Annotated in this window: 21 protein-coding genes; 7 read left to right on the top strand and 14 right to left on the bottom strand. The window is 62.9% G+C overall.

What is annotated here, in order from left to right:
* Positions 1–51 precede the first annotated feature (51 nt).
* Genes glgB through AC3YOG_RS12385 form a run of 6 tightly spaced genes read left to right on the top strand, consistent with a single transcriptional unit; the run spans position 52 to position 9,379 of the window.
* Complete coding sequence (glgB, locus tag AC3YOG_RS12410; RefSeq protein WP_248305100.1) at positions 52–2,247, top strand: 1,4-alpha-glucan branching protein GlgB; 2,196 nt, start codon at positions 52–54, stop codon at positions 2,245–2,247.
* 56 nt (positions 2,248–2,303) lie between these two features.
* A complete protein-coding gene (glgC, locus tag AC3YOG_RS12405; RefSeq protein ID WP_127753609.1) occupies positions 2,304–3,575 on the top strand; it encodes a glucose-1-phosphate adenylyltransferase in 1,272 nt (423 codons plus the stop codon).
* A complete protein-coding gene (gene glgA / locus AC3YOG_RS12400) occupies positions 3,575–5,032 on the top strand; it encodes a glycogen synthase GlgA (protein ID WP_489935909.1) in 1,458 nt (485 codons plus the stop codon). The genes glgC and glgA overlap by 1 nt, the downstream gene beginning before the upstream one ends.
* Complete coding sequence (locus AC3YOG_RS12395; RefSeq protein WP_489935310.1) at positions 5,016–6,647, top strand: alpha-D-glucose phosphate-specific phosphoglucomutase; 1,632 nt, start codon at positions 5,016–5,018, stop codon at positions 6,645–6,647. Before glgA ends, AC3YOG_RS12395 begins: the two co-directional genes overlap by 17 nt.
* A gap of 1 nt (position 6,648) precedes the next feature.
* Positions 6,649–8,667, top strand: a complete 2,019-nt coding sequence (glgX, locus tag AC3YOG_RS12390; RefSeq protein WP_489935908.1) for a glycogen debranching protein GlgX — start codon at positions 6,649–6,651, stop codon at positions 8,665–8,667.
* Positions 8,648–9,379, top strand: a complete 732-nt coding sequence (locus AC3YOG_RS12385; RefSeq protein ID WP_489935309.1) for a metallophosphoesterase — start codon at positions 8,648–8,650, stop codon at positions 9,377–9,379. Before glgX ends, AC3YOG_RS12385 begins: the two co-directional genes overlap by 20 nt.
* On the opposite strand, the gene AC3YOG_RS12380 is transcribed toward AC3YOG_RS12385, so the two are convergent.
* From AC3YOG_RS12380 to AC3YOG_RS12325, 12 genes are all read right to left on the bottom strand, one after another.
* Positions 9,376–9,840 carry a GNAT family N-acetyltransferase gene (locus tag AC3YOG_RS12380; RefSeq protein ID WP_489935308.1) on the bottom strand — a complete coding sequence of 155 codons (465 nt, stop codon included), beginning with the start codon at positions 9,838–9,840 and terminating at the stop codon, positions 9,376–9,378. The two genes, AC3YOG_RS12385 and AC3YOG_RS12380, sit on opposite strands and share 4 nt — an antisense overlap.
* A gap of 2 nt (positions 9,841–9,842) precedes the next feature.
* The gene (ureG, locus tag AC3YOG_RS12375; protein ID WP_127753604.1) at positions 9,843–10,478 is read right to left on the bottom strand and encodes an urease accessory protein UreG; all 636 of its coding nucleotides are present in this window, start codon (positions 10,476–10,478) and stop codon (positions 9,843–9,845) included.
* On the bottom strand, positions 10,475–10,906 hold the full coding sequence (locus AC3YOG_RS12370) for a DUF3995 domain-containing protein (RefSeq protein ID WP_489935307.1): 432 nt from the start codon (positions 10,904–10,906) through the stop codon (positions 10,475–10,477). The genes ureG and AC3YOG_RS12370 overlap by 4 nt, the downstream gene beginning before the upstream one ends.
* Complete coding sequence (locus AC3YOG_RS12365; protein WP_489935306.1) at positions 10,903–11,562, bottom strand: urease accessory protein UreF; 660 nt, start codon at positions 11,560–11,562, stop codon at positions 10,903–10,905. Before AC3YOG_RS12365 ends, AC3YOG_RS12370 begins: the two co-directional genes overlap by 4 nt.
* Positions 11,559–12,023 carry an urease accessory protein UreE gene (locus tag AC3YOG_RS12360; RefSeq protein ID WP_489935305.1) on the bottom strand — a complete coding sequence of 155 codons (465 nt, stop codon included), beginning with the start codon at positions 12,021–12,023 and terminating at the stop codon, positions 11,559–11,561. The genes AC3YOG_RS12365 and AC3YOG_RS12360 overlap by 4 nt, the downstream gene beginning before the upstream one ends.
* 28 nt (positions 12,024–12,051) lie before the next feature.
* A complete protein-coding gene (locus AC3YOG_RS12355) occupies positions 12,052–12,438 on the bottom strand; it encodes an MliC family protein (protein ID WP_127753600.1) in 387 nt (128 codons plus the stop codon).
* A gap of 66 nt (positions 12,439–12,504) precedes the next feature.
* The gene (locus tag AC3YOG_RS12350) at positions 12,505–12,963 is read right to left on the bottom strand and encodes a DUF4126 family protein (protein WP_489935304.1); all 459 of its coding nucleotides are present in this window, start codon (positions 12,961–12,963) and stop codon (positions 12,505–12,507) included.
* An 85-nt stretch (positions 12,964–13,048) separates the two neighbouring features.
* Positions 13,049–14,758 carry an urease subunit alpha gene (gene ureC / locus AC3YOG_RS12345; RefSeq protein ID WP_489935303.1) on the bottom strand — a complete coding sequence of 570 codons (1,710 nt, stop codon included), beginning with the start codon at positions 14,756–14,758 and terminating at the stop codon, positions 13,049–13,051.
* 43 nt (positions 14,759–14,801) lie between these two features.
* Positions 14,802–15,212 (bottom strand): hypothetical protein, encoded by a 411-nt coding sequence (locus AC3YOG_RS12340; RefSeq protein ID WP_489935302.1) that lies wholly within the window; start codon positions 15,210–15,212, stop codon positions 14,802–14,804.
* A complete protein-coding gene (locus AC3YOG_RS12335; RefSeq protein WP_127753596.1) occupies positions 15,209–15,514 on the bottom strand; it encodes an urease subunit beta in 306 nt (101 codons plus the stop codon). The genes AC3YOG_RS12340 and AC3YOG_RS12335 overlap by 4 nt, the downstream gene beginning before the upstream one ends.
* 42 nt (positions 15,515–15,556) lie before the next feature.
* Positions 15,557–15,859, bottom strand: coding sequence for an urease subunit gamma (locus AC3YOG_RS12330; protein ID WP_489935301.1), 303 nt, complete (start codon positions 15,857–15,859; stop codon positions 15,557–15,559).
* A gap of 8 nt (positions 15,860–15,867) precedes the next feature.
* Positions 15,868–16,713 carry an urease accessory protein UreD gene (locus AC3YOG_RS12325; protein ID WP_489935300.1) on the bottom strand — a complete coding sequence of 282 codons (846 nt, stop codon included), beginning with the start codon at positions 16,711–16,713 and terminating at the stop codon, positions 15,868–15,870.
* Positions 16,714–16,810: 97 nt separating this feature from the next.
* Between AC3YOG_RS12325 and AC3YOG_RS12320 the strand changes: the two genes are divergently transcribed.
* Positions 16,811–17,164 carry a hypothetical protein gene (locus AC3YOG_RS12320; RefSeq protein ID WP_489935299.1) on the top strand — a complete coding sequence of 118 codons (354 nt, stop codon included), beginning with the start codon at positions 16,811–16,813 and terminating at the stop codon, positions 17,162–17,164.
* A gap of 48 nt (positions 17,165–17,212) precedes the next feature.
* On the opposite strand, the gene urtE is transcribed toward AC3YOG_RS12320, so the two are convergent.
* Positions 17,213–17,914, bottom strand: coding sequence for an urea ABC transporter ATP-binding subunit UrtE (gene urtE, locus AC3YOG_RS12315; protein WP_489935298.1), 702 nt, complete (start codon positions 17,912–17,914; stop codon positions 17,213–17,215).
* Positions 17,915–17,916: 2 nt separating this feature from the next.
* Complete coding sequence (urtD, locus tag AC3YOG_RS12310) at positions 17,917–18,666, bottom strand: urea ABC transporter ATP-binding protein UrtD (RefSeq protein WP_489935297.1); 750 nt, start codon at positions 18,664–18,666, stop codon at positions 17,917–17,919.
* Position 18,667 lies beyond the last annotated feature (1 nt).

The following is an 18,667-nucleotide window of genomic DNA, read 5'->3' as shown; positions in this document are numbered from 1 at the left end:
AATGAGGTCTAGCCGGCTTTCACCGGCTGTGATCGGACAAAGGATGCGCGGGTGGACAGGCAGGACTGGCAGGCAGATGCCCGGGAAGTGGAAGCGATCGTCGGTGGGCGTCATGCCGACCCGTTCGCCTTTCTGGGCTTGCACGAGAGTAACGGACAGATGGTGCTGCGCGCATTCGTGCCGCACGCCGAGAAACTGAGCGCTTGGACGCTGGGCGGCGAGTTCCTTGGCGAACTGTTGCAAAGCCATCCGGCTGGTTTTTTCGAAGGCCCGGTCCCGCTAGCTGCCCGCCAGCCGATCCGCTATAAGGCAAGCAATGCGGGCGGGGAGTGGGATGTCTATGATCCCTATTCCTTTGGTCCCGTACTCGGCCCGCTCGACGACTACTATATCGGCGAAGGCAGCCATCTCAGGCTTTACGACAAGCTTGGCGCGCATGAGATGGAATTCGAAGGCATCCATGGCACCCACTTTGCTGTCTGGGCGCCCAATGCGCAGCGCGTGAGCGTCGTTGGCTCGTTCAACGAATGGGACGGCCGGCGCCATCCCATGCGCAAGCGGCTAGATACCGGGGTCTGGGAAGTCTTCATCCCCGTGCTCGGAACGGGCACGCTCTACAAATACGAGATCGTCGGTCCAGACGGCGTCACCCAGCCGCTCAAGGCCGATCCTTACGCCCGCCAGGCGGAAATGCGCCCGCGCACCGCTTCCGTGGTCCCCGATCCCTCGCCGTTCGTGTGGACGGATGCCCAATACATGGAAGAGCGCCGCTCCAAGGATTGGCGGCGCATGCCTATGTCCATCTATGAGGTGCATCTGGGCTCATGGCGGCGCAAGCCCGATGGCGGCTTCATGTCCTATGAACAGCTTGCCGAGCAGCTTGTCCCCTATGCCGCCGATATGGGCTACACCCATATCGAGCTGATGCCGATCACCGAGCATCCCTACGATCCGAGCTGGGGCTACCAGCCCACCGGGCTTTATGCGCCGACGGCAAGGTTCGGCGATCCCGCAGGCTTCGCGCGCTTTGTTGATGCCGCTCATGAAGCCGGCATCGGTGTTATTCTCGACTGGGTGCCCGCGCACTTCCCCACCGATGCGCATGGGCTCGCTCATTTCGACGGCACGGCGCTGTATGAGCATGCCGATCCGCGCCAGGGTTTCCACCCCGACTGGAACACGGCGATCTACAATTTTGGCCGGCGCGAGGTTGTGTCCTTCCTGGTCAACAATGCCCTGTATTGGCTCGAGCAGTTCCACCTTGACGGTCTGCGCGTCGATGCCGTGGCGTCGATGCTTTATCTCGACTACTCCCGCCAGCCCGGCGAGTGGGTGCCCAACCAGCATGGCGGCAATGAAAACCTGGAAGCGGTCGAGTTCCTGCAGCGGGTAAACACTGAGGCTTATCGGCTTCATCCGGGCACATTCATGATCGCCGAAGAGTCCACGTCTTGGCCCGGGGTGAGCCGCCCCGTTGATGCGGGCGGCCTGGGCTTCGGGTTCAAGTGGAACATGGGGTTCATGAACGACACCCTGCGTTACATGAGCCGCGAAACGATCCACCGCCGCTACCACCACAACGACATGACCTTCGGCACGGTCTACGCGTTCACGGAAAACTTCGTGTTGCCGCTCAGCCATGACGAGGTGGTGCATGGCAAGAAGTCACTGATCGAGAAAATGCCGGGCGATGACTGGCAGAAATTCGCCAATCTGCGGGCTTACTACGCCTTCATGTGGGGGCATCCCGGCAAGAAGCTCTTGTTCATGGGGCAGGAGTTTGGCCAGCGCGAAGAATGGACCGAGGCCCACTCGCTGGATTGGTGGCTGCTGGAAGCAGGCATGCATGAGGGACTGCGGCGGCTCGTCGCCGACCTTAATGCTGCCTATCGCCAGCTTCCCGCCCTGCACGAGCGTGATTGCGAGCCGGAAGGCTTTGAGTGGGTCATTGGCAATGACCACGCCAATTCCGTCTTTGCCTGGTTGCGCAAGGCCCCGGGCGCCGATCCGGTGCTGGTGGTGTCCAACATGACCCCCGTGCCGCGCAGCAACTACAAGATCCCGATGCCGATTGCCGGCAAGTGGGTCGAGCGTATCAACACCGATGCGGGTTGGTATTCGGGCAGCAACACGGGCAACCAGGGTGCAGTGACCGCTTATCCCGTTGAAGGCATGCACTGGCCGGCGGAAGCCGAGATTTATCTGCCGCCGCTTTCGACACTGTTCTTGAAATTCGAACCTGCGTGAACCGGCGGGGGCCGAAGAACGCTCCGGGTCAAACCGGGCTATTTTGGAGGGATTAAATGGCTGATTATCGGGCGCCGTCGCCGCTGGCACGCGAGGCGATGGCATATGTGTTGGCCGGCGGCCGTGGCACGCGATTAATGGAACTGACCGACCGGCGCGCCAAGCCGGCCGTTTATTTCGGCGGCAAGTCGCGCATCATCGATTTTGCGCTCTCGAACGCCATCAATTCGGGCATTCGCCGCATTTCCGTGGCGACGCAATACCAGGCGCATAGCCTGATCCGGCACTTGTCGCGCGGCTGGAACTTCCTGCGTCCGGAGCGTAACGAAAGCTTTGACGTGCTGCCAGCCAGCCAGCGGGTGCGCGAGGATATGTGGTATGCCGGCACCGCCGATGCCGTGTACCAGAACATGGACATCATCGAAGATTCCGGCGCACGCTATATCGTCATCCTCGCGGGCGACCACATCTACAAGATGGACTACGAAATCATGCTGCGCCAGCATGTGGACACCGGCGCCGACGTGACCATTGGCTGCCTTGAAGTGCCGCGGATGGAAGCCACCGGCTTTGGCGTGATGCATGTGGATGGCCGCGACCGCGTCGTCAATTTCGTCGAAAAACCCAAGGACCCGCCGGGGATCCCCGACAAGCCGGACATGGCGCTGGCCTCGATGGGCATTTACGTGTTCGACACGCGGTTCCTGATGGAGCAGCTGCGGCGCGATGCGGCCACCGAAGGCTCCAATCGGGACTTCGGCAAGGACATCATCCCCTATATCGTCAAGAACGGCACCGCCTGGGCGCACCGCTTCCCACGCTCCTGCGTGCGCTCGTCCAAGGAAGAAGTTTCCTATTGGCGCGACGTCGGTACGATCGACGCCTATTGGAAGGCCTCGATCGACCTCACCGACATCCAGCCCCAGCTCGATCTCTATGACCGCGACTGGCCGATCTGGACCTATGCGGAGATCACCCCGCCGGCCAAATTCGTGCATGACTATGACGGGCGGCGCGGTGCGGCGGTGAACTCGCTGGTCTCGGGCGATTGCATCATTTCGGGCGGCTCGCTGCAGCGCACGCTGCTCTCGACCGGCTCGCGCGTCCATTCCTATTCGGAACTCAACGAAGCGGTGGTGCTGCCTTATTGCGACATCGGCCGCAGTGCCAGGTTGCGCAAGGTGGTGATCGATCGCGGCGTCAACATCCCCGAGGGCCTCGTGGTCGGCGAGGATCCCGAGTTCGACGCCAAGTGGTTCCGCCGCAGCGATGATGGCGTGACGCTGATCACCCAGCCCATGATCAACAAATACCTGGCGAGCCGATGATCGAAGTTCTCTCGGTCGCGTCAGAGGTTTACCCGCTGATCAAGACCGGCGGCTTGGCCGATGTGACGGGCGCCTTGCCCGCCGCACTGGCTGGCCGCGGCGTCAATATGCGCACCCTTGTCCCCGGCTATCCAAGCGTGCTGGGGCAGATGGAAGGTGGTCGGGTGGTCAAGGAGCTCGACGATCTCTTTGGCGGTCCCGCACGGCTGCTGGCCGGCCGAACGGCTGGCCTCGACGTGATCATCATCGATGCGCCGCATCTCTATAATCGCCCCGGCAACATCTATGTCGGCCCCGAAGGGGACTGGCCAGATAACTGGCAGCGCTTTGCCGCGCTGGGCTGGGTCGGGGCCGAGCTGGCCATGGGTATGGTCGGGGGCTATCACCCCCAGATCATTCATGCCCATGATTGGCAGGCGGGCCTCGCGCCGGCCTATATCAAGTTCGGCCGCTCGGACCGGATCAAGACCGTGATGACCATCCACAACATGGCATTTAAGGGCTTTTTCGGCGCCGAGATTTTTGGCCAGTTGCGCTTGCCGCCACAGGCCTTCAGCGTGCACGGCGTCGAGTATTACGGCGGCATTTCTTACCTGAAATCGGGGCTGGAATGCGCTGACTTTGTCACCACGGTCAGCCCCACCTATGCCGAGGAAATCCGCACGCCCGAGTTCGGCCTCGGCCTCGAAGGGCTGCTGAACGCCCGCCAGAGTACCGTTGCGGGCATTCTGAACGGCATTGACACCCAGACCTGGAACCCCGCGACCGATCCGGTGCTGGCACAGAAATATACCTCCAGCACTGTGCATATGCGTCGCGTAAACAAGGCCGCGGTGGTTGAGCAGTTCGGCCTGGACGGCGTGAACGGCCCGCTGTTCTGCGTGGTCAGCCGCTTGACCGACCAGAAGGGCATGGACCTGCTGCTGCAAGCTGTGCCCGACCTGATCGGGGCCGGTGGCCGGCTCGCGGTCCTGGGCTCGGGAGAAGCTTATCTTGAGGATGGCTTCCGCCACATGGCCGCGGCTTACCCCGGCAAGGTTGGCCTCGTCGTGGGCTATAACGAGAGCCTGTCTCACCTGATGCAGGGCGGGTGCGACGCTATTGTGATCCCGTCGCGGTTCGAGCCCTGCGGGCTGACCCAGCTTTATGGCCTGCGCTATGGCTGCGTGCCGGTTGTCAGCCGCATCGGCGGTTTGGCCGATACGGTGATCGACGCCAATCCCGCCGCGCTGCAGGCGGAAGTCGCCACCGGATTTCAGTTTGCGCCCAACAGTGTCGAGGCCCTTGCTGAAGCCCTGCGCAAAGCCGTCAGGCTTTACGGCCAGGACAAGGTTTGGAAGAAAATGCAGCGCCGCGGCATGAAGGCTGATGTGTCCTGGGAAACCAGCGCCGGCCTTTATGCAGACCTTTACGCCTCTCTCCTCCGGCTCAAGAATGACGATGATCAAGACGATTGAAACCACGCCTTACCCCGACCAGAAGCCGGGCACATCCGGGCTGCGCAAGCGCGTAACCGTTTATCAGCAGCCGAACTATGTCGAGAACTACATCCAGGCGATCTTTGACTCGCTCGAGGGGTTTGCGGGCCAGACCCTCGTGATCGGCGGCGATGGCCGGTTCTACAATGATGTGGCCATCCAGAAGGCGATCCGCATCGCGGCTGCCAATGGCTTTGGCAAGGTGATGGTGGGGCAGAACGGCCTGCTCTCGACGCCCGCCGCCAGCCACATCATTCGCCACTACGGCGCCTTTGGCGGCCTCGTACTGTCGGCTAGCCACAATCCTGGTGGGCCGGAAGGCGATTTCGGCATCAAGTACAATATCGGCAATGGCGGGCCGGCGCCCGAAAAGATCACCGATGCGGTGTTCGCCCGCACCAAGGTGATCGAGAGCTACAAAACCGCCGATGCGCCCGATGTGGCGCTGGGGCAGGTGGGTAGTCAGCGCGTCGGCGACATGGTGGTCGAGGTGATCGACCCCGTGGCTGATTACGCGGCCTTGATGGAAACTCTCTTCGACTTCGACGCCATCCGCGCATTGTTTGCCGGTGGTTTCCGCATGACCTTTGATGCGATGCATGCGGTTACCGGGCCCTACGCCAAGAATATCATCGAGGACCGACTGGGTGCTCCTCAGGGCACTGTCGTGAACGGCACACCGTCGCCTGATTTCGGCAACGGCCACCCCGATCCGAACCTCGTCTATTGCAAGGACATGCACGACCTGCTGATGACGCCTGAGGGTCCTGATTTCGGCGCCGCCTCCGATGGCGACGGCGACCGGAACCTGATTATCGGCAAGAACCGCTTCGTTACCCCCTCGGATTCACTCGCGCTGCTCGCCGCCAATGCGCATCTCGCGCCCGGCTATCGCAACGGCATTGCCGGGATCGCTCGTTCCATGCCCACCAGCGCCGCGGCGGACCGGGTCGCGGAAAAGCTGGGCATCGAGATGCACGAGACACCCACCGGCTGGAAGTTCTTCGGCAATCTTCTCGATGCTGGCCGCGTCACCATCTGTGGCGAGGAAAGCGCGGGCACGGGCTCCAATCACGTGCGCGAAAAGGATGGGCTCTGGGCCGTGCTGCTGTGGCTCAACATCATCGCCGCGCGCGGGCAGAGCGTGGACGAGATTGTGCGCGAACATTGGGCCACTTACGGGCGCAACTACTATACGCGGCACGATTATGAGGAGGTCGATGCTGCCATCGCCAATGCGCTGGTCGATGATCTGCGTGCGCGCCTGCCGAGCCTTGCTGGCCAGACCTTCGGCGAGGACCTGCAGATCGCCTATGCCGATGACTTCACCTACCATGATCCGGTGGATGGCTCCACGAGCGCCAAGCAGGGCATCCGCATCGGCTTCACTGACGGCTCGCGCATCGTCCTGCGCCTGAGCGGCACGGGTACCGTTGGTGCCACCTTGCGGCTGTATCTCGAGCGTTACGAGGAGGCCGACGGACGTCACGATCTGGAAACGCAAGTGGCTCTGGAGCCTTTGATCGCCATTGCCGACCAGCTTGCCGGAGTTCAGCAGCGCACCGGCCGTGAGGCACCGAGTGTCATCACCTGAGATGGTGCCGCGGCTGCTCCCCGGCCGCGGCAACACCCATGATCTGGGCGCGACGATCACCCCTGAGGGGGTCAACTTCGCGGTTTTTTCCTCTGCTGCAACAGCGCTTTGGGTATCGATCTTCGATGAGCATGACAGCGAGGTTCATCGCTTTCCATTCGATGTGCATCACGACGGTATCCATGCCGCTCTGATCGCCGGTCTGGGCGTCGGCACGCGCTACGGGCTGCGTGTCGACGGTCCATATGCGCCCGATAGCGGCTTGTTTTTCGATCCTGCGCGGCTCCTCGTTGATCCCTATGCCCGGCAACTGGATCGGGCCTTCGCCTATTCGCCCGATTTGCGTTGCCCACGAGACCCCTCCTTCGATACTGCGCCACTGGTGCCCAAGGCCGTTGTCGTCGAAAAGCTTACGGCTGCGACTGGGCCGCTCCTGACGACTCCTAAGTTCTTCTACGAGCTCAATGTGCGTGGTTTCACCATGCGCCACCCCCAGGTCCCACCGGCCGAGCGCGGTACGCTGAAGGGCTTGGGTGCGCCGGCCGTGATCGAGCACTTCCAACAGCTTGGCGTCGACGCCCTGCAGTTGATGCCCGTGACCGCCTGGATTGACGAGCGGCACCTGCCGCCGCTGGGGCTGAGCAATGCCTGGGGCTATAATCCCATCGCCTATGGCGCCATTGATCCGCGCCTTGCACCCGGCGGTATCGCCGATCTGCGCCAGCTCACGGACCGCTATCGGGAGGCGGGGATAGCGGTGATCCTGGACGTGGTGTTCAACCACACCGGCGAAAGCGATGCGCAAGGCCCGATCCTGAGCCTCATGGGTATCGATCCGCAAGCTTATTTCTGGTTTGCCGATCGCGAAGAACGGCAGGAACTCGTCAATTATACCGGCACTGGCAATACGCTGCGCTGCAATCATCCAGCGACGCAGCGCCTCGTCATCGACAGCCTGCGCTATTGGGTGGAGGAGGGCGGTGTGTCAGGCTTTCGCTTCGATCTGGCGCCGGTCCTGGGGCGCGAGCCCGAGTTCAATCCCAGCGCCGAACTGCTCGAGCGGATCAAGGCCGATCCACTGCTGAGCCGGTGCATCCTTGCCGCGGAACCCTGGGATCCGGGTCCGGGCGGCTATCAGCTGGGCCAGTTCGGGCCGCCATTCCGGGAGCACAATGACACTTATCGGGATGGGGTGCGGGCCTTCTGGCGCGGCGAGCCCGGCTCCATCGGCCGGTTTGCAGCCAAGCTTGCCGGCAGTGCCGAGCTGTTTAATCGCGATGGGCAAACGCCAGCTTCGGTGATCAATCTGCTGGCCGTGCATGACGGCTTCACCCTGCGCGATCTGGTGAGCTTTGCGCACAAGCACAATCAGGCTAATGGCGAAGACAACCGCGACGGGCACAATCACAATCTCTCCTGGAATTGCGGCGTGGAAGGGGAAACCGAGGATGCGCAGATCAATCTAGCCCGCCGCCGCGATGTGCGCGCGCTGCTCGCCACGCTGCTGCTGTCGCGCGGCGGCATCCTCCTGCAACAGGGCGACGAGTTGTTCCGCACGCAAGGGGGCAACAACAATGCCTATGCGCAGGATAACGAGATCACCTGGCTGGACTGGTCCAACGGCGATCGGGAGCTAGCGGCCCTTGTTGCTGCCGTTTACGCTTTTCGCCAGCACCATCCGGCGGTGCATACTGATCGCTTCCTCAACGGGACCGGAGCCGCCGGTCAGCGCGACGTGACCTGGCTGCACCCATCGGGGCACGAGATGAACAGCGTCGAATGGGAGCATCCCAATGCTTCGGTTCTCGGCATGCATCTCTGCTACGGCTCCGATGACGTGCTGATCTGGTTCAACCGCCGGCACGATAGCCTCGTCGCGCAACTGCCCGCTGGCGACTGGAGTGTGGGCCTCGCTTCCGACCTGCACCCGGTGATCGGCGGCGGAACGGTTACTTTGGGGCCCCGTTCGGTAGTGGCTCTGGTTCGGGGAAAGGCAAACAATGATCATCGCCCAGCTTAGTGATATCCACGCCAACGGAACCCGAGAGGCGCTGGCCCGGCTCGATGCCGTGCTGACCTGGCTGCGCCCTCTCGCGCCGGACGCGGTAATCGTGAGCGGGGACCTGGCGGAAGATGGCGCACTGCAAAGCTATGCTGATGTTGCCGAACGGCTGGGATCGCTCAAGGCGCCGGTCCAGGTTGTGCCCGGCAATATGGATCACCACGGCCCCATGCGGCGCGTCTTCGGCGCCGAGCACGGTTGGGGACCGGTAGGCGCCCTGAATAGCGTCCGGGATGGCGGGCCGCTGCGATTGATCGGGCTGGATGTGACCGTGGCCGGTCAGCACCATGGTGACGCTGCACCGGTGCTTGGGTGGCTCGCGGAGCAGCTGGCGGAGCAGGGCCCGCCAGCGCTCCTGTTCCAGCACCAGCATCCTTTTCGCTGCGGCATCGACAACAAGGATCGCAATATTTGCCTTAACGGCGCCGCCTTGGCGGACACGATCGCTGCGGCTGCCTCGCCGGTGCTAGGCCTTACCTGCGGGCATGTGCACCGACCATTGTTCACGAGCTTTGCCGGCCGCCCCGCCACGATGGCTCCTTCTGTGGCGCGCTCCAACAAGCTGCGCCTCGATGGCAAGGAGGCTCAACGCGTCGACCCACCGGGGCTGATGATCCATCATTTCGCCGATGGTCGTCTGGTCAGCCATGTGGTGATGGTTGCTTCCTAGTCCGACGCCTCGACCATGCCCATGCCGCGGTAAAAGCGTTGCGCCGCAAGGTTGTCGGCCTCCACCTTGAGATCAACCTGGGTCAGCCCCTCGGCGGCAAAGACGGCCAAGGCGGTGCGCAGCAAGGCTGCCCCAATACCTCGATGGCGCCATGCAGGCGCAACAGCCAGATCCTTGATGAAGCCACTAGTCCAGCACTGGGCAATGCCGATGGGCCGGTCATTCGCGTCCGCGGCGATGATGACGAGCTCGGGATGAAACTCGTCATCCTCGACAAGCCCTGTCCACCAGGTCTCAAAGGGCGGGACACTGCCGCCGCCATCGCGGTAAGCCAGCACCAGCAGGTCGTGCAGGTCTCGCGGTCGGGCCTCCGCCAGCGGCATCCGGTATGTGCCTTGGGGCCAGACCGGCGCCGGCGGCGAGCCCGTAAGGCTCGCCCGCAAGCGCAGAAAGACGGTCACTGCTATTCCGCCGCCGCGGTCACCTCGGCCAGCCCGCCGGCCTTTTCGATGAAGGCGATGATCTGATCGAGGCTTTCGCGGCGCAGCAGGTCGGTGAACACATAGGGGCGGCCCTCGCGCACCTTTTGCGTATCGCTTTCCATCACTTCAAGGCTGGCGCGCACATGTGGCGCCAGATCGGTATGAGTGATCACCAGCAGGTCCGAGCGCGAGATCGCCGGGCCGCCCTTGCGCGGGATCTTTTCGCCCTGGGCCACCGAAATTACGTAGATGGTGAGGTCAGCCAGGTCGGGCGAGAAGGTTGCGGCCAGATTATCGCCGCCGCTTTCGATCAGGATGATGTCGAGATCGGGGAACTTGCGGTTGAGCGCGTCGATTGCGGCCAGGTTCAGCGAGGCATCCTCGCGGATCGCCGTATGCGGGCAGCCACCGGTTTCCACGCCAACAATGCGGTCTTCCGAGATCGCCTGCACCCGGGCGAGGATCAGCGCGTCCTCCTGGGTGTAGATGTCGTTGGTCACCACGGCCATGGAATAGCGCTCGCGCATGGATTTGAGCAGCATCTCACATAGCGTCGTCTTGCCCGAACCGACGGGTCCGCCAATGCCGATGCGGAGGGGACCGTTGAGCGACTTCATAGGAGCCTCAAGAGAACAAGTGCCAGAAAGCCCAGCCCGATAAACAGGCAAAGCGGTGAATAAACCCGCCGGTCGTTGAACCGGAAGCTTGGTTCAGGCGTCCGTTCCGCCCAGCGGGCGGTATAGCCCAGGCCTCCTCGCGCCAAAAATGGGATCGCACACAGCCCGCCGACCAGTGTCAGGGTGGCGCCGCCGCTGTCATGGTCCGCGAGTGCCAGGGCGACGATGCCGGCGGCCAGCGTGCCGATTGCTACGGCAAGCGAAACCAGCCGAGGCGGCATCCGCGTGACGCCCGGGGTGCCCACAACGGTTTGGGCGAGCAATTGCTCGTTGCGGATCGGCCAGGTCGTGCCCACCGACCAGAGTAGGTGGGCAAACGAAACCGCCAGCAAGGGAATGAACATGAAGGCAGCAATGAACATGCTCATGAGCGGAAGATTCTCGTATGGAGGGTCTCGTGGGCCATTTGCGCGATATCGGCGGCATAGGCAATGCCCCCGATCTCGTTGAGGCCAGCGCTCCCGCACAACGTCGCCACTTGCGCGACCGCCGGCTCCAGCGCAGCCATGATCCGCAAGCCATCGGTTTGGCCGATGGGCACGAGCCGCACAGCCACCGAGACCTGCGCATGCACGGCCGCAGTGATGAAGGCCAGGAGTGTGGCGCCGGGCTCAAGCCCGTGCTTGCCGGCAATGGCGCCTACGGCGATGGGGTAGGGGCAGGGCTGTGGCAGCACCAGGGTCCCCGTCCCGGACCAGGCCTGCGCTGCCGCAGCAAAGGCATCCCCTGTAGTGACGGTTTCCGTGTGTCGTTCTCGCGCCGGCGTCAGTGCGAGGCACAAGTCGGCAAGCTCACTTAATGCTGCCGCGTCATCGGCCACGCGTTGGGCGGCCGCCAGGAGGATGGCGTCGGTGCGCAGCCCACCATGATGCAGGCTGCCCTCGATCCAGTCCTGCGTCGTGGCGCGGTCATGCACCACACGGCTCTGGATGGCGGTTTCGAGCCCCGCTGACCACGCGAAAGCCCCGACGGGAAAGGCGGGTGACAGCCAGGTCAGCAGCTTTTGCAGGTCGCCGCTGCTCATCGGTTAAGCAAGGCGTGCCCGGCATCGCCATGGCTGTGATAGGCGCCGTGCTCGGCGAAAAACGGCTCGGAGATATTGGTGATGCGCGCACCGAGCCCTTCCAACATGGTTTTGAGCACGTGATCGCGCTTGATCAGGATGCGATCCCCCTCCAGCTGCGCTGAAGTGTGGCGATTGCCGATATGCCAGGCGAGCCGCACCAGATGGGCGCGATCGTCGGCGCGAATCTCATAGAGCAATTCGTCCGCAGCAATGATCCCTGCAAGGCGCCCGTCCTCGAGCAGCAAGGCCCCGTCATGCTCAAGGGTCAGGGTTTGGGGAAAATCCACCAGCACTTCGGTGCCGCCGCGCAGGGTCAGGAGCTTGCGGCGCAGCCGCCGCTCGTCATGGGCAAGACTGATGACGTCAAAGGCATCCCCACGGCCATGGCCGGGGGGCAGGTGGGCGGAGGCACGCAGCATGGGTTCACTCTGTTGCCTGAACGAGGGCTCAGGGGGTGTTGTTGACTTCACTACAGGTATTGATCGGGTCGGCATCCTCGCCTTCGGTGATGTCGATCAGCGTCGCGTCGACACCCTTGGTGGACCAGATGAATTGCCCCGCGGCATAGCGCACACCCGAAGCGGAGAGCACCGCGGCAAATACCAGCGGTTCGGTTTGGTCGGGCACGGGCAGGATGGCGAGGAAGTTGGGGGCGGCATTGATGTATTGCACGCTGATGGGATCACCCACTTCGCAATCATAGACGGTCACTCGGCGCTCCAGATCGCCACCTTCGTTGCCCAGCGTTATGGAAACGCTGGTCTGCGCTGCCATGGCCGGCACTGCCGTGCCGGTGAGCACCGCAAGCGCGGCCAGAACTCGTTTCGTGATCATCGTGGCTCTCCCAATCGACCTCAGCCCAAAGACTTGCACCAACAAGCGGCGGAAATTGGATGGCGCTCAGACCAGCGCCACTATAGCAAAAGCCAGAACAATCGCGATAACGTCTTCCACCAGCCCCGCGGGTCGATCGCTGCCGAACGCGGCGGCCATGCGGGCGCGCAATTCAGCACCGCCCAGGGTGCCCAGAACCGCCCCTATGGCGCCGGCGATCAATCCGCCGATCAGGCCGTCGCCCGAGATGCCAAGCACGGCTCCGGCAAAGGCGCCGGTCACGATGCGGGCGCCAAATTGCATCGGCACCTTGCGGCTGGGTGTTTGCGGCAGTTGGTCGGTCACCAGCTCCACCACGGCCAGGATGGTGAAGATCCAGGGTGTTATCGCCGACCCCATGAACGACGCCCAGCTGTTGCTGAGGTCGATCCAGCCCAGAGCGGCCGCCCAACTGACGGCCGCCAGCGGGGTCACGGCGCGCAAGCCGGCAACGACGCCAATAAGAAGTGCGAGAAGGTAGATCATCAACGCCTCCAGCAACGATCCGCGGCAGACTGCCGCCCAGCAAGATTAGTGCAGCCGGGAAGGCTTGTATCTAGGCCGGTCCCAGTCAAAACAGGAAATAGCGTTGCGCCATCGGCAGCACGGTTGCCGGTTCGCAAGTCAGCAACTCTCCATCGGCTCGCACTTCATAGGTTTCGGGATCAACATCGATAACCGGGGTTGCCGTATTGTGGATCATCGCTGCTTTGCCGATACCACCACGGGTATTGGTGACGGGCAACAATTGCTTGTCGACGCCCAGCTTGCCGCGCAAGCCGTCTTCATAGGCCGCTTGCGAAATGAAGGTGACCGATGAGTTGGTCACGAGCTTGCCGAAGGCGGCGAACATCGGGCGGTAATGCATGGGCTGGGGCGTCGGGATGGAGGCATTGGGGTCACCCATGGGGGCAGCGGCAATCGAGCCGCCAAGCAGCACCATTTCGGGTTTGACCCCGAAAAAAGCCGGGCTCCAGAGCACGAGGTCCGCCCGTTTGCCCGCTTCGATCGAGCCGATATGCTGGCTCATGCCATGGGCGATCGCGGGGTTGATGGTGTATTTGGCGATGTAGCGCTTGACGCGGAAATTGTCATTGCTGCCCGTTTCTTGCGGCAATTGTCCGCGCTGCCGCTTCATCTTGTCGGCCGTCTGCCAGGTTCGGATCAGCACCTCGCCGACCCGGCCCATCGCCTGGCTGTCCGACGAGATGATCGAGAGCGCGCCCATGTCGTGCAGGATGTCTTCGGCCGCAATGGTTTCCTTGCGAATGCGCGACTCGGCAAAAGCCACATCCTCGGGAATGTTCTGGTCGAGGTGGTGGCACACCATCAGCATGTCGAGATGCTCGGCGATGGTGTTGACCGTATAGGGCCGGGTCGGATTGGTGGAAGAGGGGATCACATTGGGCAGCCCCGCCACCTTCAGAATGTCGGGTGCGTGCCCGCCACCGGCGCCTTCGGTGTGGAAGGCGTGGATAGTGCGGCCCTTGAAGGCGCCGATCGTGTCTTCCACAAAGCCCGATTCATTGAGCGTATCGGTGTGGATCATCACCTGCACGTCAAACTCGTCAGCGACAGAGAGGCAGTTGTTGATGGCCGAGGGCGTGGTGCCCCAGTCCTCGTGCAGCTTGAGGCATGATGCACCGGCCAGGATCATTTCGACTAAGGGGGCAGGGCGCGAAGCATTGCCCTTGCCCGCTAGCGCCAGGTTCATCGGAAAGGCATCAAAGCTCTCGATCATCCGCCCGATATGCCAGGCGCCGGTGCAGGTGGTCGCCAAAGTGCCGTGCGCCGGGCCCGAGCCGCCCCCCAGCATGGTTGTCACCCCGCTCATCAGCGCTTCCTCGATCTGCTGGGGGCAGATGAAGTGAATATGGGCATCCATGCCGCCCGCCGTCAGGATCTTGCCTTCCCCGGCTATGGCCTCCGTGGAGGGGCCGATGATGATGTTGACGCCCGACTGCGTATCGGGATTGCCCGCCTTGCCGATGGCAAAGATCCGGCCGTCCTTCAAGCCGATATCGGCCTTGTAGATTCCTGTTACGTCGACAACCAAGGCATTAGTGATCACCGTATCCACGGCGCCTTCTGCCCGGGTCCGCTGGGACTGGCCCATGCCGTCGCGGATCACCTTGCCGCCGCCGAACTTGACCTCTTCGCCATAGGTGGTGAAGTCCTTTTCCACCTCGATAAAGAGTTCCGTATCGGCCAGGCGCACCCGGTCGCCGGTGGTCGGGCCATACATGTCGGCATAGGTGGCGCGGGAAATGCGGGCGGGCATTGAGACGGCTCCGGTGGTGGGCGGCTGAGGGTTGGTCGGGCGATCAGTTCGACTTGGCGGGGCGCTGCTGGCGGTAAAAGGCGATGGCGCGTTCGATCAAGGTGTCGATCAGTTGCTCGCCTTGAGCCACGACGGGATCATCGGCATGGCTGCGCGCCAGGATCGACATGGAAAGGGCCTGGATGGCATAGGCCTGGTTGATCCGCCCGGCGCGCTGATGGGTGTCCATCTGGGTGCCGAATTCCCCAAGCACCGCGCGCACAAAGGTCATGTTCATGGCGGATTTGGCATCGGGCCAGGTTGCAGCCCTGAGCTGGTCGGCGATGCCCTGCGCCAGATGGCCCAGCGTCAGCATGGCAGGCGCGCTGCGGATGCCATCCCCGTTGAGGTCTGCCATCACTGCTGCCAGGCGCCGCTTGAACTCTTCGCGCTGTCCCACTTCGGTCTCGCTCATAGTGCCCCGCCGATCTGCCCGCGAAATCCATACACCTGCCGGTCGCCGCCAAGCGGGATCAGCCTGATCTCTCGGGTTTGCCCGGGCTCGAAGCGCACGGCAGTTCCCGCTGCGATATCGAGCCGCATGCCGCGGGCTTGCTCGCGCTCAAAGCGCAGTCCCGCATTGGCTTCATAGAAGTGATAGTGCGAGCCGACTTGCACCGGGCGATCGCCGGTATTGGCCACTTCGAGCACGGTCACAGCAGCGCCGGCGTTTAGTTCAACATCGCCGGGAACGGTGATGACTTCACCTGGAATCATGGACGGGACCTGTTGGTTCTTGGGCTGCCGAGCAGACTCGGCTCAGCGGATCGGTTGGTGGACGGTAACCAGCTTGGTGCCGTCGGGAAAGGTTGCTTCCACCTGGATGTCATGGATCATCTCGGCAATCCCTTCCATGACCTGGTCGCGGTTGACCACATGGGCCGCGGCTTCCATCAGTTCGGCCACCGGCCGCCCGTCGCGCGCGCCTTCCACGACGAAGTCGGTGATCAGCGCGATGGCTTCGGGATGGTTGAGCTTGACGCCGCGCTCCAGCCGCCGACGGGCGACGGTTGCGGCCATGGAGATCAACAGCTTGTCTTTTTCGCGGGGGGTCAGGTTCATCGGAAGTCCTATAGATGCCACAGGCGCGGCACGCTGCCGGTGCCGGAGAGCTGGGCAAGAAGTGGAACAATTTGGCGCCGTAGCGCAAGCCCGCCTGGAGCGAGTGCGCGGATCACGAGCCGTTCGCCAACGACGCTGGCCGCGATGGGCCCGTCCAGATCTGCAATGGTTTGGCGCACTCGGGCAAGTTGGGCTTCGGCGGCATCAGCGCTCGCGGCGATGTGGAGGATCGTGGCAAAGGCGCGATGGCCGGCCAGCAGCGACAAACCTTCGCGCGGCGAGGATTCCGACGTCAGCCGGTTCGCTTCGGCATGAATAAGGCGGCCCTCGCGCCGCACCCGCCATTGATCGGTCAGGGCGGCACGGGACGCGGTTTCTCCCATCGCATCGCGCCCGAGCAGAACCGCTTCAACGGCGGTGAGAGTGGCGCCGGCCTCCAGTTCGATGTCGATACGACGGTTGAGGGCGCTATGTTCAAAGAGAATGGTTTCCTGGGGCATCCAGTCCAGATGCGCGCCAGCGCGCACTTCGAGCCGGGCTTGCACCTGCGCAGGCCCGCCTAAGGAGCGATAGATGCGCTCGCAAGCCTGGGTGGTCACCAGCAGCTTGCCGTCCGGGGCCACCTGCGCCGACCAGGCCATTTGGTCGCCGCCGGTCAGGCCCCCCGCGGTGTTGATCAACACCGCTTCGAGATGTTGCCCATGGGTGTTGGGCAGGCGGATCTTGGCGCATCCATCCTGGAACAGGGTGTCGATCCGCGTCGCCCCGGCGCGCTCCTTGGTGCGGAGTTCACCGGCCCCGCGGGCGCGCTGCAAAACGGGGAATGAGTGCTCTATGGTAAGTGAATGCTTCATTGCGACAGTTGAATGGGGCGAGCAACGATTTGCGCGAACCGGCGTTCTTTCTGCGAGCACATGCTCTTACAGCACAAAAAATAAAGAGGAACCTTGCATGCGTACAAAGTCTCTGCTTTCAGCCGTTGCACTTGTCTCCGCCATGACGTTTTCTGGCTCCGCCTTTGCACAGACCATGTTCAACGGTGTTGAGCTGACCGGATCCGAGCTTGATGCTGTCCAGCAGCGCTGCACGCAGCTGGCAACCGCTGCCACCACCGAGTCGCTGACCGAAGATAGTGCTTCCGACGACGGCGACGGCTCCACGGAATCCACGCCTGGTGCCGGCGCGGATTCGACCCCCCAGGTTGAGAATCCTCCGGCCGCCAATGAAGTCGAAAATGCCGGCATCAATATCGACCTCGATACGATCACGCTGGAACAGTGCGAAGCTGCCGGTCTCGGCGAGTAAGCACTCCAAGCTTCTGCTTTAACGCCCGGCGTTGCCGGGCGTTTTTGTTTAAACCATGAGGTGCCGGCGCACTTCGGGCCGTTCAAGATCGCTGGCAGGCCCCGCATGCTGGATCTCTCCTCGGTCCATGACATAGATATCATCGGCGATCTCCCGGCAGAAATCCAAGAACTGTTCCACCAGCAGGATGGTCATGCCCTTTTCGTCGCGCAGGAACTGCAAGGCGCGGCCGATATCCTTGATGATCGAAGGCTGGATGCCTTCCGTGGGCTCGTCAAGCACCAGCACTTTGGGCCGGGTTACCAGCGCCCGCCCGATGGCCAGCTGCTGTTGCTGGCCCCCTGACAAATCCCCGCCCCGCCGGTTAAGCATGGATTTGAGCACCGGGAACAGCTCGAAGATGTAATCTGGAATGGTGCGCTCCGAGCGCGGAACGCTCGCGAACCCGGTTTCCAAGTTCTCCCGCACCGTGAGCAGCGGGAAGATTTCGCGCCCTTGTGGCACATAGCCGAGGCCGAGCCGGGCGCGCTTATAGGGCGGCGATTTGCGCAGCAGTTCGTTCCCGAGGGTGATGGAGCCTGCGGTAATATTGTTGATCCCCGAGATGGCCCGCAGGGTCGAGGATTTACCGACCCCATTGCGCCCGAGCACGGCGGTAATGCGGCCGGGCCGGCAGGTGATGGACACGCCGCGCAGCGCCTGGGCGGCGCCGTAATGCAGGTCGATGGCGTCGATGGAGAGGGCGGTCATGCTCAGCGTCCCAGATAGCGTTCGATGACGAGGGGATTGGCGCTGACCTGTTCGAGGCTGCCTTCGGCCAGCACCGCGCCTTCGGCGAGGCACGTCACGCGTGAGCCCAGATCGCGCACAAAGCTCATATCGTGTTCCACCACTACGACCGAGCGGGCCGTGGCGATCTCGCGCAGGAGCTTGGCGGTTTCGGCCGTTTCGCTGTCGGTCATCCCGGCAACAGGCTCATCCACCAGCAGCAGCTTGGGGTCCTGTGCCAGCAGCATGCCGATTTCGAGCCACTGCTTTTGCCCATGGCTGAGATTGGCAGCCAGATCATTCTTGCGGTGACCGAGCCGGACCGTGTCGAGGATGTCCTCGATCCGGGCGATGTCCTCGGCGTCGGCGGTATAAAACAGCGTCGCAAAGATGCCGCGCGGCTTGCGCAACGCCATTTCCAGATTGTCCCAGACGGTCTGGCTTTCGAACACGGTGGGCTTCTGGAACTTACGCCCAATGCCCAAATTAGCGATGGCCGCTTCATCGAGGCGGGTCAGGTCGGTGCGGCCATTGAACAGCACTTCGCCATCATCGGGCCGAGTCTTGCCGGTGATGATATCCATCATCGTGGTCTTGCCCGCGCCATTGGGGCCGATAATGGCGAGCATCTCGGCGGGATAAACGATCAGCGACAGGTTGTTGATGGCCTTGAAGCCATCGAAGGCGACGGAAACGCCGTCGAGATACAGCATGGTGCCGGTTTTGTCGGACATG

The organism is Devosia sp. Z6_126 (assembly GCF_058133495.1).
Note: the sequence above shows the minus strand (reverse complement) of the source record. Positions and strands in the feature narration are given on the sequence as shown.